Raw genomic sequence first — 17387 nt, forward strand, 5'->3', positions numbered from 1 at the left:
ACCGCCAGACAGGAAACCCGGCTTGTATCGCCCCGCGGGCAACGTGAAGCTCGCCGGCGCGGCGAACGGCCGCGCGAGGCTCCGGCAGTCCCCCAGAGATAACTCGGATATGACGAAGGCTCGGACCTCGCTTGAGGTTCGGGCCTTACAGGTCTGGAAATGAGTCTGGGCCCCGGGAGAACCAGCGGGGGTTCTCGGACCGGGGCCCAGACTACTGAGGTTAAGTTCGGCGGTGTCCTACTCTCCCACAACCCTTCGGTTGCAGTACCATCGGCGCAGTCAGGCTTAGCTTCCGGGTTCGGAATGGGACCGGGCGTTTCCCTGACGCTAAAACCACCGAAACACTCCGAAACAACACACACCCTGTCACAGTCGTGACAGCCGGTGTGGTGTTTCAGAACCGTAGAGTGGATGCGTAACATCTTCGTGGGCAAGTCCTCGGCCTATTAGTACCAGTCAACTCGACAACACATTACTGTGCTTCCATTTCTGGCCTATCAACCCAATCGTCTCTTGGGGGCCTTAACCCACATGGGGTGGGATACCTCATCTTGGAACAGGCTTCCCGCTTAGATGCCTTCAGCGGTTATCCCTTCCGAACATAGCCAACCAGCCATGCCACTGGCGTGACAACTGGCACACCAGAGGTCCGTCCGTCCCGGTCCTCTCGTACTAGGGACAGCCTTCCTCAAGTATCCTGCGCGCGCGGCGGATAGGGACCGAACTGTCTCACGACGTTCTAAACCCAGCTCGCGTGCCGCTTTAATGGGCGAACAGCCCAACCCTTGGGACCTACTCCGGCCCCAGGATGCGACGAGCCGACATCGAGGTGCCAAACCATGCCGTCGATATGGACTCTTGGGCAAGATCAGCCTGTTATCCCCGGGGTACCTTTTATCCGTTGAGCGACACCCCTTCCACCAGGAGGTGCCGGATCACTAGTCCCGACTTTCGTCCCTGCTCGACATGTCTGTCTCACAGTCAAGCTCCCTTGTGCACTTGCACTCGACACCTGATTGCCAACCAGGCTGAGGGAACCTTTGGGCGCCTCCGTTACCCTTTAGGAGGCAACCGCCCCAGTTAAACTACCCATCAGGCACTGTCCCTGAACCAGATCATGGTCCGAGGTTCAGATTCCCAATCCGACCAGAGTGGTATTTCAACAACGACTCCACACCCACTAGCGTGAGCGCTTCACAGTCTCCCACCTATCCTACACAAGCCGAACCGAAAACCAATACCAAACTATAGTAAAGGTCCCGGGGTCTTTCCGTCCTGCCGCGCGTAACGAGCATCTTTACTCGTAATGCAATTTCGCCGGGCCTGTGGTCGAGACAGCCGGAAAGTCGTTACGCCATTCGTGCAGGTCGGAACTTACCCGACAAGGAATTTCGCTACCTTAGGATGGTTATAGTTACCACCGCCGTTTACTGGCGCTTAAATTCTCAGCTTCGCGCCGAAGCGCTAACCGGTCCTCTTAACGTTCCAGCACCGGGCAGGCGTCAGTCCATATACATCGTCTTGCGACTTCGCATGGACCTGTGTTTTTAGTAAACAGTCGCTTTCCGCTGGTCTCTGCGGCCAACCACCGCTCCACTTGCGTGAAGCTTCACGGTGCTTGGCCCCCCTTCTCCCGAAGTTACGGGGGCATTTTGCCGAGTTCCTTAACCACAGTTCACCCGATCGCCTTGGTATTCTCTACCTGACCACCTGTGTTGGTTTGGGGTACGGGCCGTGCATGCACTCACTAGAGGCTTTTCTCGACAGCATAGGATCACCCACTTCGCCTCAAACGGCTACGCATCACGTCTCAGCCTGTTGCCATGCGGATTTGCCTACATGACGGCCTACACGCTTACACCAGGACAACCATCGCCTGGCGGAGCTACCTTCCTGCGTCACCCCATCGCTTGACTACTACGGAATCAGGTCCCACGCTCCACACGGCACTTCCGTCCGAAGACTTCCATGCCGGCTTCGGGTGGTTAGTGTCAACCGCCTCGCCATGGGCGCACATGCTCGGGTACGGGAATATCAACCCGTTGTCCATCGACTACGCCTGTCGGCCTCGCCTTAGGTCCCGACTTACCCTGGGCGGATTAGCCTGGCCCAGGAACCCTTGGTCATCCGGCGGCAGAGTTTCTCACTCTGCATTCGCTACTCATGCCTGCATTCTCACTCCCGCACCCTCCACGACTCGCTTCCGCGGCCGCTTCCCTGGATGCAGGACGCTCCCCTACCCATCCACACCACTGCACCGAATCCGAAGAAACGGCGGATGTATTGTGTGAATGACACAGCTTCGGCGGTGTGCTTAAGCCCCGCTACATTGTCGGCGCAGGACCACTTGACCAGTGAGCTATTACGCACTCTTTCAAGGGTGGCTGCTTCTAAGCCAACCTCCTGGTTGTCTGGGCAATCCCACATCCTTTCCCACTGAGCACACACTTAGGGGCCTTAGCTGGTGTTCTGGGCTGTTTCCCTCTCGACGACGAAGCTTATCCCCCGCCGTCTCACTGCCGCGCTCTCACTAACCGGTATTCGGAGTTTGGTTGATTTCGGTAACCCGGTAAGGCCCCTAGACCATCCAGTAGCTCTACCCCCGGCAAGAAACACGCGACGCTGCACCTAAATGCATTTCGGGGAGAACCAGCTATCACGGAGTTTGATTGGCCTTTCACCCCTACCCACAGCTCATCCCCTCAGTTTTCAACCTAAGTGGGTTCGGGCCTCCACGACGTCTTACCGTCGCTTCACCCTGGCCATGGGTAGATCACTCCGCTTCGGGTCTAGACCACGCGACTATATCGCCCTATTCAGACTCGCTTTCGCTACGGCTACCCCACCCGGGTTAACCTCGCCACGCAGCACTAACTCGCAGGCTCATTCTTCAAAAGGCACGCCATCACGTCGAAACGCTCTGACGGCTTGTAGGCACACGGTTTCAGGTACTCTTTCACTCCCCTCCCGGGGTACTTTTCATCTTTCCCTCACGGTACTCGTCCGCTATCGGTCTTCAGGAAGTATTTAGGCTTACCGGGTGGTCCCGGCAGATTCACAGCAAATTCCACGAGCTCGCTGCTACTCGGGAACACCACCAAGACCTACAACGACAGCTTTCGCGTACGGGGCTCTCACCCGCTCCGGCCGCCCGTCCCAAGGCGTTCCGCTAACCATCGCGTACATCCGGAGAAATGTCAGTCTCTCCAAGGTGGGTCCCACAACACCGCCTGCACAACGCCTGACAGCTTGACATGCAAACGGTTTAGCCTCTTCCGCTTTCGCTCGCCACTACTCACGGAATCACTTTTGTTTTCTCTTCCTGCGGGTACTGAGATGTTTCACTTCCCCGCGTTCCCTCCACACCGGCTATATATTCACCGGCGGGTAACACCACATCACTGGTGCTGGGTTTCCCCATTCGGAAATCCTCGGATCACAGCTCGGTTGACAGCTCCCCGAGGCATATCGCAGCCTCCCACGTCCTTCATCGGCTCCTGAAGCCAAGACATCCACCATGTGCCCTTAACAACTTGACCACAAAGATGCTCGCATCCACTCTACAGTTCTCAAACACCACACCAGAAACAACGTGTGTTGCCTCAGGACCCAACAGCGTGCCAGCAAACAACCCACCACCCGGATCGACGACCGGCCTTCCACGCGGCAAGCCGCAGTACTAACCGGCGGTCTCAACCACCGCGATGAGCCTTAACCAGTAGTTCCACAATTCCTTGAGCAACCGTCACAGCACCACATTCGGGCACTGAGCGACGGCCACTCCCAGCACGATGACTGGGATGTGTTGTGCTCCTTAGAAAGGAGGTGATCCAGCCGCACCTTCCGGTACGGCTACCTTGTTACGACTTCGTCCCAATCGCCAGTCCCACCTTCGACCACTCCCTCCCATAAGGGTTGGGCCATGGGCTTCGGGTGTTACCGACTTTCATGACGTGACGGGCGGTGTGTACAAGGCCCGGGAACGTATTCACCGCAGCGTTGCTGATCTGCGATTACTAGCGACTCCGACTTCACGCAGTCGAGTTGCAGACTGCGATCCGAACTGAGACCGGCTTTAAGGGATTCGCTCCACCTCGCGGTATCGCAGCCCTCTGTACCAGCCATTGTAGCATGTGTGAAGCCCTGGACATAAGGGGCATGATGACTTGACGTCATCCCCACCTTCCTCCGAGTTGACCCCGGCAGTCTCCCACGAGTCCCCGCCATGACGCGCTGGCAACGTAGGATAAGGGTTGCGCTCGTTGCGGGACTTAACCCAACATCTCACGACACGAGCTGACGACAGCCATGCACCACCTGTACACCAACCACAAGGGAAGCCCCATCTCTGGGGATGTCTGGCGCATGTCAAGCCCAGGTAAGGTTCTTCGCGTTGCATCGAATTAATCCACATGCTCCGCCGCTTGTGCGGGCCCCCGTCAATTCCTTTGAGTTTTAGCCTTGCGGCCGTACTCCCCAGGCGGGGCGCTTAATGCGTTAGCTACGGCACGGACAACGTGGAATGTCGCCCACACCTAGCGCCCAACGTTTACAGCGTGGACTACCAGGGTATCTAATCCTGTTCGCTCCCCACGCTTTCGCTCCTCAGCGTCAGTATCGGCCCAGAGACCCGCCTTCGCCACCGGTGTTCCTCCTGATATCTGCGCATTTCACCGCTACACCAGGAATTCCAGTCTCCCCTGCCGAACTCAAGTCTGCCCGTATCGACCGCACGCTCCACGTTAAGCGTGGAGATTTCACGGCCGACGCGACAAACCGCCTACGAGCTCTTTACGCCCAATAATTCCGGACAACGCTCGCACCCTACGTATTACCGCGGCTGCTGGCACGTAGTTAGCCGGTGCTTCTTATCCAGGTACCGTCACTTGCGCTTCGTCCCTGGCGAAAGAGGTTTACAACCCGAAGGCCGTCATCCCTCACGCGGCGTCGCTGCATCAGGCTTGCGCCCATTGTGCAATATTCCCCACTGCTGCCTCCCGTAGGAGTCTGGGCCGTGTCTCAGTCCCAGTGTGGCCGGTCACCCTCTCAGGCCGGCTACCCGTCGTCGCCTTGGTAGGCCATTACCCCACCAACAAGCTGATAGGCCGCGGGTTCATCCTGTACCGCCGGAACTTTCCACCACCACAGATGCCTGCAGTGGTCATATCCGGTATTAGACCCAGTTTCCCAGGCTTATCCCAGAGTACAGGGCAGATTACCCACGTGTTACTCACCCGTTCGCCACTCATCCCCGGCCGAAACCGGTTCAGCGTTCGACTTGCATGTGTTAAGCACGCCGCCAGCGTTCGTCCTGAGCCAGGATCAAACTCTCCAACAATGCTGTAAAGTTCGATCGAGACTACTTCTCAATCAATTATTCTCAAAGGAAACCCCGACGAGGGGGTTTCATATTAAGCTCTACTGGCTTAGTTCACTAGCACACTGTTGAGTTCTCAAGCAACACACCCCGAACCAGCCCCGGAATCAACCAGGCCCAACTCGATGCGTTATTTCAAGCTTTTGTTTTTCCGGAGTCCAACTCTACACCCTGGGAAGCTCGAGGCTTCGTCGGGGGCTGGTTCAGCTCCGGAGGTTTGGGACCACCCACTCTACCACTACTGTGGGAGCTTGGTTCGTGTTCCCGGTGGCCGCCGGGTTTCCCTGGCGACGAAGAGAACATTACACGGCCCGAAACAGCCCTCGAACAGGGGGGTCCCTTTTTTCGCGCCAAGCCCCTGACCTGCGTCGATCCGGCGGCCGAGGCCTGAGGGCGGTCAGCCCGGCTCGCGCTCGCCGTGCGTCGCGATCACCGTGACCCCGACGAGGATCGCCGCCAGGGCCGCCGTCACGTGGATCGGCGCCGGGCCGAACGACGCCGCGAGCACGAGCACCGCGGCCGCCGGGAAGCCGATCGCGATCGGACGGCATTCGTTGGTCGGTCCGATGTGCAGCAGCCACACGCTGAGCAAGAAGATCGCGACCGGGATCGTCACGGCCAGCGCGGTCACGATGCCGCTGACGTGCGCCTGCCCGCTGTCGAAGCCGACCGCCAGTTCCAGCCCGGCGCCGACCGCCGCTGCCGAACCGAAAATCAGGTAGTGCCCGTATCCCCAGCTCAACGCGGTCCATCGGGAGTTACCGCGTTCGAGCCGGGCGTGCCCCGGCTGGTCGAAATACAGCCACCACATCGAGAACACCAGGACCAGGCCCGCGACGGCCAGCGACACCAGCTCCCCCGTGTGCTCTCCCTCCGCGATCCCCTCTTTCACCGCGTTGGTGGCGCTGAGCACGGTTTCGCCGAGCACGATCAGCGTGAAAAGCCCGTACCGCTCGGCGATGTGATGCGAGTGCCACGGCGTGGTGGTCCGCGCTTCCGCTACCGCCGGCACCGCGAGTTCCAGGACCAGGACGACGAAGAAGCTGACGAACCCCGCGGTGCCGGGAATCGCGAGCCGGACGACCCACAGGATCTGGCAGAGCGTGATGCCGAGCGCGTAGAAGTACGCGGTCGAGCGGATCTCCGGTGCTTGCCGTGCCGCGCGAAGCCACTGCGTGACCGCGGCCAGGCGCATCAGGACGTACCCGATGACCACGATCGTGAAGTCGCCGCCGAAGGCTTTGTCCACGCCCGCTGCGACGGTCAGCCCGCCGGCGATCTGGACGAGAGTGGCGAGTCGGTAAGGCACGTCGTCGGTGTCGAACGCCGAGGCGAACCAGCTGAAGTTCAGCCAGCCCCACCAGATCGCGAAGAACACCATCCCGAAGCTGAGCACCCCGTGCCCGACGTGGCCTTCGGAAAGCGCGTGGTGCAGTTGCGCGGCGGCCTGGCCGACGGCGACCACGAAACACAGGTCGAACAGCAATTCCAGCGGCGTCGACGCGCGGTGTCCTTCATTGGTGTCGCGCGCCCGCATCGGTCGGTACCACACCCGGATCCGGTTGCCCGGCGATGCCTCGTGGGCCATGAGCGCTCCCCTCTTCGCAGAACGCGGCCATCCCAACATGATCGACGGCCCCGCGCGAGCGCGACATCCCCGAGCAGCCGGAACCGGGTGAAACCGGACGTCTCAGCGCAGCCGGACCGCCAGCTCGAAGACCGGATCGTCGAGGCCGGCCGCACCGGGATCGCACAGGAAGATCTGACGCGGCTTCCAATCGGCTTCGACGTCGTGGTCGATCAGCCAGCGGTGCAGCGATTCGGCGCCGAGCGCGGTCATCATGTTCGCCTTCGGCACGGTGACGTAAGCCTCTCGGCCCGCGTCATCGGTGCTGAGCGTCATCTCCGGAAAGGCGATCTCCCCGCTGTCGGGATCGATCGGGCAGCAAAACTCGACCAGGCCGTCGCTGTCATTGCTGATTTCTCCGTGGTAGCGCAGGAAAGGCCGTCCGGCGCCGCCTTCCGGGCGCGGGACCGCTGGGCCGCCGAAGAACGCGAAGAGCGGGGCGGCGAACTCGCCGATCTTGTCGGCGGTCAGGTGCTCGGAGGTGGTGAGCAGCGTGCGAGCGGGCATTTCGCGAACGGACACGTCGTACATCGGGGTTTCCTTTCCTGCCAGCTGGTCGAGGAAGAATCCGGCAAGTTCCCGCTTCGCGTGCCACGCCCGTTCCTGCTCCTCCCAGTACGCGCGGACCTCGGCCGCCGCGGCGTCCGGCGGCAGATCGAGGACGGCCCGGATCCGCGGCAGCGGCATCTCGAGCCCGCGCAACTGGACGACGTGCCGGGCCCGGTCGAGCTGATCCGGCGAGTACCAGCGGTAGCCGGTGTCCGGGTCGACGCGGGCGGGCGGCAGCAGGTTCATCTCGTCGTAGAGCCGCAGCGCTTTGGGCGAAAGGCGGGCCAGGCGCGCGAACGCGCCGATGGTCAGCAGGTCCGTCATGGGTCTCCCTCGTTCGGAACGCCCTGAGCGTGGGGCCGTCCCCGAGGGGAAGGTCAAGAGGCGGGAAGCATCCTGGGCCGCGCGGCCGCCGAGCGACACGCGTTTCGGCCCGCCCGAGCCGCGCGGCCCAGGCGGGCCCGGCCGAGCGGCACTGGCGGCATTCGGCACGCGCGGAGCCGGGTGCCCTGGCCCGAAGACGACGGACGTTCGACGCGCCCGGAGCCGCCCGGCCGGGGCCCAAAGACAGCGCCGACCTCGCACGCACAGAGTTCAACCCACCAAGAACCGCGCAGCCGAGTCCAAAGACAACGCCGACCTCGCACGCATAAAGTTCAACCCACCAAGAACCGCGCAGCCGAGTCCAAAGACAACGTCGAGCGCTACGGCAAGCCCCGTTCAGGAACCCCCGCGGACGGCCCGCGTGCCAGGTCGAGCGCCCCGGCAAACCCCGCTCGGAACCTCCGCGGCCAGCCCGCGGGCAACGTCGAGCGACCCGGCAAGCCCCGCTCGGGAACCTCCGCGGACGGCCCGCCGGAGAGGTCGAGCACCACGGCGAGCCCGCTCGGAACCTCCGCGGCCAGCCCACGGGCAAGGTCGAGCCGGGAAGGGAAAGGCGGGCGGGCCCGGTTCCCCCTCGCCCGGGCCCGCCCCGTTGCCTTCGCGCGCACTCGGCCGGCCACTCCGGGCAGTGCCCCGGCGATTCGCCGTACGGTCCCCCGCGGACGCCGACGAATTTCGTACCGGAATGCGACTCCGGGTGTCCATTCCCCGGAACTTCGGACTCCCGAGCCTCTCGGCCGATCGACCCATCCCCGGTCGATCGAACGAATTGCCACTGTAGGTAGCCAAAGTGTCGTTCTGAAGGCTCCATAAGGTCTACTCGGTTGCTCTGAGTAGCACTAGGGCCGAAGGTCACCTGTCACCCGGATGGAGTATCACCTGGTGGCGGTAAGTAGCTCACCGAACCGGCAAGATAAGAGTTGCCAGATTACGTACGGTGAATATTCGCTGCGGACTGCGCGGCTTGGCGGTCCTCCGTCAGGATGGCACGCCTCCTGCGGGCGCGAAGTTCCAGGGTCGCGAAAGCCAGCGCGACCAGCGTGAGCCCGGCGGCGCAGCACATCGCCGCGGTGAGCGCGGTCTGGTGCCCGGCCGCCGGGACCACCGATTCGAACACCGACGCCAGCACGGCTGTGCCGATCGCGGTGCCGATCCGCTGGCCGGTCTGCAGCGCTCCCCCGGCGACGCCGGCCAGGCGGTTCGGGACGCATTCGAGGGTGAGCGTCGTGTTCGGCGAGATCACCATTCCGCCGCCGATCCCGCCGATCAGCAGCGGACCGGCGACCGCGAAGCCCGCAGCAGATGGCGGTACCCACTGCACGACCAAGGCCACGGACAGCAGCGAAAGCGCGACGATGCTCAAGCCGGTGACGGTCAGCCTCCGGCCGAACCGGGTCACGAGCCGTCCGGCGACGGCTGCTGTCACGGCAGAGCTCAAAGCGAACGGAGTGACTGCCAGGCCTGACTGCAGCGGCGTGTATCCGAGCCCTTGTTGGAAGAAGAGCGCGAACACCAGCCAGATCCCGGCGAACCCGCAGAAGTACAGCGCTCCGACCGCAGCGCCGCTGGCGTAGCCCGGGGTGCCGGTGAAGAGCCGGATGTCCAGCAGCGGCGGCCGGTTCTTTCGCGTAACGCGCCGTTCCCACCACACGAACGCCACGCCGAAGACGATCGCCACCCCGAACAGCCACCAGAACCGGCCGAGCCCGCCCCGTTCGGATTGCACGAGCGGAAGCAGCACGCCGAGCACCGCGACGGCCAGCAGCACGATCCCGACATAGTCGATTTCCGTGCGCCACCGGAGTTTCCGCCGGTCCGCGTGCGGCAGCAGTTTCATCGCGAGCCCGAACGCGACGACGCCGATCGGCACGTTCACGTAGAACACCCACCGCCAGCCGTCCGGGTCGCCGAACAGCGCGAGGATCACGCCGCCGAGCACCGGCCCGACCGCGGTGGAGATGCCGACGACCGCGCCGAACATGCCGAACGCCCGGCCGCGTTCGGCGCCGCGGAACAGATCCTGGATCAGGCCGCTGTTCTGCGGCGTCAGCATGCCCGCGGCACAGCCCTGGGCGAGCCGGGCGGCGACGAGCGTCGCCGGGTCGGAGGCCGCTCCGGCGAGCGCGCTTGTCGCGACGAACGCGGCCAGCGCGATCAGGAACATCCGGCGGCGGCCCAGCGCGTCGCCGAGCCGGCCGCCGGTGACCAGGACCAGGCCGAAGGTGAGGGCATAGCCCGAGACCACCCACTGGATGGTGCCCGCGCCGGTGTGCAGGTCGCGCTGGATCGAGGGCAGAGCCGTGTTGACGATGCTGACGTCCAGCAACGTCATGAACCCGGCGGCGAGGGTGACCGCGAGCGCCCGCCAGCGGCGGGGATCCGGCTCCGCCCCGGTCATCATGTGTTGGCGGTGATCCCAGGGATGCCCTTGAGCTCACCGATGAGCATCGAACTGACCTTCACCGGGTAATCGTAAAGCGCGAAGACCGTCTGGTTCTTGCCGACGAGCTTGAGGTGCACCGGCGTATCGCCCTTGTGCGCCAGCAGCGTCGACTTCAGTTCGCTGACCACCGCCTGGTCGATCTTCTCCGCGGCGGCCAGCAGCACCAGCGGCGGTTCCTCGTCGCCGTTGCCGATCTCGGACAGGTCCAGCGGCACGAGCCCGCCGCCGAACACCGACATCTTGTCCTCGCGCCAGTTGACCCGGCCCTTCACCAGCACCGCGTTGTCCTCGACCAGATCCGCGGCGAACATCGAGTACGCCTTGGCGAAGAACAGCACCTCGAGCGCGGCGTCCATGTCCTCGACGGTGCAGATCGCCCAGGGCTCGCCCTTCTTGTTGACCCGGCGTTCGAGCGAGGTGAGCAGGCCGGAGATGACGACCTCGCCCTCCTTCGGCGGGTCGGCGAGCAGCGCGGCGATCGGCTTCGGGGCGTGTTTGCGGAGGATGCGCTCCGCCCCGTCGAGCGGGTGCGCCGAAACGTACAGGCCTAGCATTTCGCGCTCGTAGGCGAGGAGCTGCTTGCGCGGGTACTCCTCTTCGCCGAACTTGAGGTGCGCGAGCGGCGAGGAGGACGGAGCAGCCTCGGCCGCGTCGCCGTCGTCGGCTCCGAACGAGCCGAACAGGTCGAATTGGCCCATCGCTTCCTGGCGCTTGAGCGGGACGACGGCTTCCACCGCGTCCTCGTGCACCTGGATCATCGACAGCCGCGTGTGACCCATCGAATCGAACGCGCCCGCCTTGATCAGCGACTCGATCACCCGCTTGTTGCAGGCCACCAGCTCCGACTTGTCCAGGAACTCGGTGAACGAGGAGTACTTGCCCTTCTCCTCGCGCGTCTTGATGATCGACTCCACCACGTTCGCGCCCACGTTGCGCACCGCGCCCAGACCGAAGCGGATGTCGTTCCCGACGGCCGCGAACCGCAACGCCGACTCGTTCACGTCCGGCGGCAATACCTTGATCCCCAGCCGTCGGCACTCCGACAGATAGATCGCCGACTTGTCCTTGTTGTCACCCACCGACGTCAGCAGCGCGGCCATGTACTCCGCGGTGTAGTTCGCCTTGAGGTACGCGGTCCAGTACGCGATCAGGCCGTACGCGGCGGCGTGCGACTTGTTGAACGCGTACCCGGCGAACGGGAGAATCGTGTCCCACAGCGCCTTGACCGCTTCCGGCGAGAAGCCGCCCTCGACGAGCGGGCTGGACCGCATGCCCTCTTCGAAGCCCTCGTACTCCTTTTCGAGGACTTCCTTCTTCTTCTTGCCCATCGCGCGGCGGAGCGTGTCCGCTCGGCCCATCGTGTAGCCCGCGACCTTCTGGGCGATCTGCATGATCTGCTCTTGGTAGACGATCAGGCCGTAGGTCTCGGACAGGATCTCCCGCAGCGGTTCCTCCAGCTGCGGGTGGATGGGCTTGATCTGCTGCCGGTTGTTCTTGCGGTCGGCGTAGTCGTTGTGCGCGTTCATGCCCATCGGGCCGGGGCGGTACAGCGCGAGCACCGCGATGATGTCCTCGAACCCGGTCGGCAGCATGCGCCGCAGCAGGTCGCGCATCGCGCCGCCGTCGAGCTGGAACACGCCGAGCGTGTCGCCGCGGCCGAGGAGCTTGTACGACTCGGGATCGTCGAAGCCGAGCCGGTCGAGGTCGATCTCCTCGCCGCGGTTGACCTTGATGTTCTCCAGGGCGTCGCCGATGACGGTGAGGTTGCGCAGGCCCAGGAAGTCCATCTTCAGCAGGCCGATGGCCTCGCACGACGGATAGTCCCAGCCGGTGATGATGGAGCCGTCGTCGCGCTGCCACACCGGGATCGCGTCGGTGAGCGGTTCGCTCGACATGATCACCGCGCAGGCGTGCACGCCCGCGTTGCGGATCAGGCCTTCGAGGCCGCGGGCGGTGTCGAAGATCGTCTTGCACTCTTCGTCGGTCTCGACCAGCGTGCGGACCTCGGCGGCCTCGGCGTAGCGCTCGTGCTTCGAGTCGACGATGCCCGACAGCGGGATGTCCTTCGCCATGATCGGCGGCGGCAGCGCCTTCGAAATCCGGTCCGCGATCGAGTAGCCCGGCTGGCCGTAGTGCACGCGGGCGGAGTCCTTGATCGCCGCCTTGGTCTTAATGGTGCCGAAGGTGATCACCTGGGCGACCCGGTCCGCGCCGTACTTGTCGGTGGCGTACCGGATCATCTCGCCGCGCCGGCGGTCGTCGAAGTCGATGTCGATATCGGGCATCGACATGCGCTCCGGGTTCAGGAACCGCTCGAACAGCAGCTTCTGCGGGATCGGGTCGAGGTTCGTGATGCCCAGCGCGTACGCGACCAGCGCGCCCGCCGCGGAACCACGGCCGGGGCCGACCAGGATGCCGACCTCCCGCGCGTGCTGGATGAGGTCGGCGGTGATGAGGAAGTAGGACGGGAAGCCCTTGCCCTCGATGACGCCGAGTTCGTAGTCGCAGCGCTCCTCGTAGCCGTCCGGGATGCCTTCGGGGAACCGCCACTTGAGACCCTCGGCCACCTGATGGCGCAGCCAGGAAGCATCGGTGTGGCCTTCGGGGACGTCGAAGACCGGCATCCGGTCCTTGTGCGTGTACACGTCCTCATACGACTCCACGCGCTCCGCGATCAGCAGCGTGTTGTCCGCCGCGCCCGGGACCTCCTTGTCCCAATACTCCCGCATCTCGTCCGCCGACTTCAGGAAATAACCGTCCCCGTCGAACTTGAACCGCGTCGGATCGTTCAACGTCTTGCCCGCCTGCACGCACAACAGCGCCGAGTGCGTGTCCGCCTGATCCTTCGTCACATAATGCGAGTCGTTCGTCGCCAACGGCGGCAGGTCCAGCAACTTCCCGATCTCCAGCAGACCCTCCCGCACCGACCGCTCGATCGGCAAACCGTGATCCATCAACTCCAGGAAGAAATTCCCCGCCCCGAAAATGTCCTTGTAGTCCGACGCCGCCTGGATCGCCGCCTCCCGCTGCCCCAGCCGCAACCGCGTCTGCACCTCGCCCGACGGACACCCCGTCGTCGCGATGATCCCCGCCGCGTTCTCCGAGATCAGCTCACGATCCATCCGCGGCTTGCGGTAATAGCCCTGGATCGAGGCCAGCGACGACAGCTTGAACAAATTCCGCAACCCGGTCGCGTTCCCCGCCAGCATCGTCATGTGCGTATACGCGCCCGCACCCGACACGTCGCCGCCCTCGCCCAGCTCGTCCGCGCCACGCTGGTTCGACTGCCCCCAGAACACCGGCTTCTTGTGAAACCGCGACTCCGGCGCGACGTAGGCCTCAATCCCGATGATCGGCTTGATCCCGTGCTTCTTCGACGTCTGGAAAAACTCGTCCCCGCCGTACATGTTCCCGTGATCAGTCATCCCGACCGCGGGCATCCCCAACCGGGCCGCCTCCGAGAACAAAGGACCGATCTTCGCCGCACCGTCCAGCATCGAATACTCGGTGTGGACGTGCAGGTGGACGAAAGAATCGTTCGACACCAGCGAAAACCTCCCCTAGGCAGACGGCTTCCCGGCTCCGGTCGACGCGGCGGGCCCGGGCTGTCCACCCTAGTCCGCCGCGGTCCGGCCGTTCCGTCTGGATCCTCTCTCTTCAGCGGGCCGAGCGCGCCTGCGACGCGCCGGGACGCGTTCGGCGTGGTGATCGCCGGTGCGCCCCTCAAGTACCCGGACACGGTCGCACCCGGCACCGACAAAACCGGGCCTCCTGAGAGCCGGGCGGCCGAGAGTCACCCGGGAGCGTGAACCAAGCCACAACCGCCGAGAAAGGGGCCCGTGCACGGCTTGACAGCGGCCGGGCCGGAACCGACGATCCGACGCGTGAACCTGTCTGACAGCCGGGCAGCCGGACCGCTCCCCCGGCGCGTCAGCGCGATGGAGGCCGTCCTCGGCTACCTGCGCGAGGCGATCGAACGCGGGGAGTACGCGGTCGGCGACCAGCTGCCGTCGGAAGCCGCGCTGAGCAGGCAGTTCGAGGTCAGCCGCTCGGTCGTGCGCGAGGCGCTGCGCGGGCTGCAGGCGCTCGGGCTGACCGTGTCGCGCACCGGCCGCGGCACGTTCGTCACCGCGAGCGGCCCGCCGGAGAACCCTACGTTCGGCGATTACTCGGCCCGCGACCTGGTCGAAGTGCGCAGGCACGTCGAGGTCCCGGTGGCCGGATACGCCGCGCGCCGCCGCGACGCCGACCAGCTCGCGCGCCTCGCCGATCTCGTCGACCGGATGGACGCCGAGACCTCGGACGCCGCGTGGGTGGCGCTTGACTCACAGTTTCACGTCACGATCGCACGGGCATCAGGCAATCCGGTGTTCGCGAAGGTGATCGAAGAGATCCGCGACGCGCTGGCCCGCCAGTCGGCGTTCCTGAACCAGCTGGGCGGACGACGGACGCAGTCGAACGCCGAGCACCGGCGCATCGTGACGGCGATCGCCGAAGGCGAAGAAGAAGCGGCGGCGGCCGCGATGACCGAGCATCTCGACCACGTCGAGAAGACCCTGACCACGATCGTACGGCCGGCCCGCGCCGGCGAAGCAGAAACAGGTACCACCGCGTGACTGAAGAAACCCTGCCCGCGACTGCCGAGGCGGACACCGCCGACGCGGGCGACGCCGGATACCGCAAGGCGCTGAAATCCCGGCACATCAACATGATCGCCATCGGCGGCGCGATCGGCACCGGCCTGTTCCTCGGCGCGGGCGGACGGCTCGCACAGGCCGGTCCGGCGCTAGCGATCGTGTACGCGGTCTGCGGGCTCTTCGCGTTCTTCGTGGTGCGCTCCCTCGGCGAACTGATCCTGCACCGCCCGTCGTCCGGCGCGTTCGTGTCCTACGCGCGCGAGTTCATGGGCGAGAAGGGCGCGTACATCGCGGGCTGGATGCACTTCCTCAACTGGTCGACCACCGGCATCGCGGACATCACCGCCATCGCGCTGTACGCGCACTTCTGGTCGTTCTTCACGCCGATCCCGCAGTGGGTGCTGGCGCTGATCGCGCTGGCGGTCGTGCTGTCGCTGAACCTCGTCTCGGTGAAGCTGTTCGGCGAGATGGAGTTCTGGTTCTCGATCGTCAAGGTCGCCGCACTGGTGCTGTTCCTGCTCGTCGGCATCTTCCTGCTGGTGACGCAGCATCCGATCGACGGACACGCGCCCGGCCCGCAGCTGATCGCCGACCACGGCGGCGTTTTCCCGGCGGGCATCGTGCCGATGATCCTGATCGTGCAGGGAGTCGTGTTCGCCTACGCGTCGTGCGAGCTGGTCGGCGTCGCGGCGGGCGAAACGGAGAACCCGAAGGCGGTCGTGCCGAAGGCGATCAACTCGATCATGTGGCGGATCGCGCTGTTCTACGTCGGTTCGGTCGTGCTGCTGGCGATGCTGCTGCCGTGGAACGCCTACTCGGCCGATCAAAGCCCGTTCGTCACGGTGCTGTCGAAGCTGGGCGTGCCCTATGCGGACAGCATCATGAACCTGGTCGTGCTGACCGCCGCGCTGTCGAGCCTCAACTCAGGCCTGTACTCGACCGGGCGAATCCTGCGCTCGATGTCGCTGGCCGGATCCGCGCCGAAGTTCACCGGCGTGATGAACCGCAACCAGGTGCCCTACGGCGGGATCCTGCTCACGTCGTCGGTGTGCGTGATCGGCGTCGGACTCAACTACGTGGTGCCGAAGGACGCGTTCGAGATCGTGCTGAACTTCGCCGCCGTCGGCATCCTCGGCACCTGGGCGATCATCGTGCTCAGCCACCTGCTGTTCGTGCGGAAAGCCAAGCGCGGCGAGGTCACCCGTCCCCACTTCCGGCTGCCGTTCTCGCCCTACACCGAGATCGCGACGCTCGTCTTCCTCGCCGCGGTCGTCGTGCTGATGGGCTTCGACAAGACTGGCCGGATCACTCTGATGGCGCTGCCGGTGATCGTCGTCGCGCTGGTGGTCGGCTGGTTCGTCGTGCGCAAGCGGATCGACATGAGCGCGTTCGACAAGGCAGAAGCGTCGTGATCCCCCAGGAACGCGAACCCCGGCACGTCCCTTTGGTGCACCTTCTGCGCGACGGCATGGTCGAAGGCGTACACCACGGTTCGGTCGTCGTCCTCTCTCCGGACGGTTCGACCCTGTTCGAGGCAGGCGACCCCGACGTCGCGATGTACCCGCGCTCAACCGCGAAACCGTTGCAAGCCACCGCCATGGCCCGGCTCGGACTGCGCCTGGATCCGCGCGGTTTCGCGATCGCCGCGGCCAGCCACTCCGGCGAAGCGCGACACCTAGCAGCGGCGGCCGCCGTGCTGGAAAGCCGCGGCTTCGCCGAAGCTGATCTGGGCAACCCCGCCGACCTGCCCTATGACCCGGTCGAACGGGACGCCTGGATCGCCAGCGCACGGCAACCGTCGCGACTCGCACACAACTGCTCCGGCAAGCACGCGGCGATGCTGGCCGTCTGCCGGGAACAGCACTGGGACGTCGAGGGCTACCTCGATCCGACGCATCCGCTGCAGCGCGCGATCCGGGAAACCGTCGAGGAACTGACCGGGGAAACCGTGCCGCGAGTGGCGACGGACGGCTGCGGCGCGCCGCTGTTCGCCCTCTCCCTGCACGGCTTGGCGCGTGCTGCTTCGCGGATCGCGACCGCACCCGAGGGTTCGCCGGAGTCGTTGGTGGCCAACGGAATCCGGCAGCATCCGGATCTGGTGGCGGGAAGCCGACGCGACGTCACCCGGCTCATGCAGACCGTGCCCGGGCTCATCGCGAAGGACGGTTTCGAGGCCGTACAGCTCGCTGCATTGCCAGACGGGACCGCAGTAGCGCTGAAGATCGCGGACGGCGGCGACCGGGCCCGTCCAGCGGTACTCGCGGCTGCGCTGGCGCGAGCGGGTGTCGACCCGGATCTGCTTGCTCCCTTCAGCGATCCCGCCCTTCGAGTGACGGACGCACTAGCTGCCTAGGTACGTGAGGGGAACCC

7 protein-coding genes and 3 rRNA genes are annotated in these 17387 nt (G+C 64.7%); 3 read left to right on the forward strand and 7 right to left on the reverse strand.

Translation table 11 applies throughout. From position 1 onward, the window contains the following. Positions 1-224: 224 nt before the first annotated feature. The 7 genes from rrf to dnaE form a co-directional block, all read right to left on the reverse strand. Positions 225-341 (reverse strand): 5S ribosomal RNA (gene rrf / locus AB5I40_RS15980). Between the two features lie 85 nt (positions 342-426). Continuing rightward, positions 427-3539: ribosomal RNA gene (locus AB5I40_RS15985) — 23S ribosomal RNA — on the reverse strand. 279 nt (positions 3540-3818) lie between these two features. Continuing rightward, positions 3819-5338: ribosomal RNA gene (locus AB5I40_RS15990) — 16S ribosomal RNA — on the reverse strand. The 16S, 23S and 5S rRNA genes sit together here, the layout of an rRNA operon. A 436-nt stretch (positions 5339-5774) precedes the next feature. After that, positions 5775-6965 (reverse strand): low temperature requirement protein A, encoded by a 1191-nt coding sequence (locus AB5I40_RS15995; RefSeq protein ID WP_370939282.1) that lies wholly within the window; start codon positions 6963-6965, stop codon positions 5775-5777. A 102-nt stretch (positions 6966-7067) separates the two neighbouring features. Next, positions 7068-7877, reverse strand: a complete 810-nt coding sequence (locus tag AB5I40_RS16000) for a MerR family transcriptional regulator (protein WP_370939284.1) — start codon at positions 7875-7877, stop codon at positions 7068-7070. 988 nt (positions 7878-8865) lie between these two features. Continuing rightward, positions 8866-10335, reverse strand: coding sequence for an MFS transporter (locus tag AB5I40_RS16005; protein WP_370940531.1), 1470 nt, complete (start codon positions 10333-10335; stop codon positions 8866-8868). Continuing rightward, on the reverse strand, positions 10335-13925 hold the full coding sequence (dnaE, locus tag AB5I40_RS16010; protein ID WP_370939285.1) for a DNA polymerase III subunit alpha: 3591 nt from the start codon (positions 13923-13925) through the stop codon (positions 10335-10337). Before dnaE ends, AB5I40_RS16005 begins: the two co-directional genes overlap by 1 nt. Before the next feature lie 393 nt (positions 13926-14318). Between dnaE and AB5I40_RS16015 the strand changes: the two genes are divergently transcribed. Genes AB5I40_RS16015 through AB5I40_RS16025 form a run of 3 tightly spaced genes read left to right on the forward strand, consistent with a single transcriptional unit; the run spans position 14319 to position 17370 of the window. Beyond that, a complete protein-coding gene (locus tag AB5I40_RS16015; protein ID WP_370940532.1) occupies positions 14319-14996 on the forward strand; it encodes a FadR/GntR family transcriptional regulator in 678 nt (225 codons plus the stop codon). Continuing rightward, positions 14993-16429: an amino acid permease gene (locus AB5I40_RS16020; RefSeq protein ID WP_370939286.1), complete on the forward strand. Its 1437-nt coding sequence runs from the start codon at positions 14993-14995 to the stop codon at positions 16427-16429. The genes AB5I40_RS16015 and AB5I40_RS16020 overlap by 4 nt, the downstream gene beginning before the upstream one ends. Further along, on the forward strand, positions 16426-17370 hold the full coding sequence (locus tag AB5I40_RS16025) for an asparaginase (RefSeq protein ID WP_370939287.1): 945 nt from the start codon (positions 16426-16428) through the stop codon (positions 17368-17370). The genes AB5I40_RS16020 and AB5I40_RS16025 overlap by 4 nt, the downstream gene beginning before the upstream one ends. Positions 17371-17387: the final 17 nt, after the last annotated feature.

This window comes from Amycolatopsis sp. cg13, from assembly GCF_041346965.1.
GTDB lineage: Bacteria > Actinomycetota > Actinomycetes > Mycobacteriales > Pseudonocardiaceae > Amycolatopsis.

Excerpts from the sequence above, each read along its gene's own strand:
- AB5I40_RS16015 (WP_370940532.1), top strand. The coding sequence starts at position 14,319 with ATGGAGGCCGTCCTCGGCTACCTGCGCGAGGCGATCGAACGCGGGGAG.
- AB5I40_RS16000 (WP_370939284.1), bottom strand. The coding sequence starts at position 7,877 with ATGACGGACCTGCTGACCATCGGCGCGTTCGCGCGCCTGGCCCGCCTT.
- AB5I40_RS15995 (WP_370939282.1), bottom strand. The coding sequence starts at position 6,965 with ATGGCCCACGAGGCATCGCCGGGCAACCGGATCCGGGTGTGGTACCGA.
- AB5I40_RS16005 (WP_370940531.1), bottom strand. The coding sequence starts at position 10,335 with ATGACCGGGGCGGAGCCGGATCCCCGCCGCTGGCGGGCGCTCGCGGTC.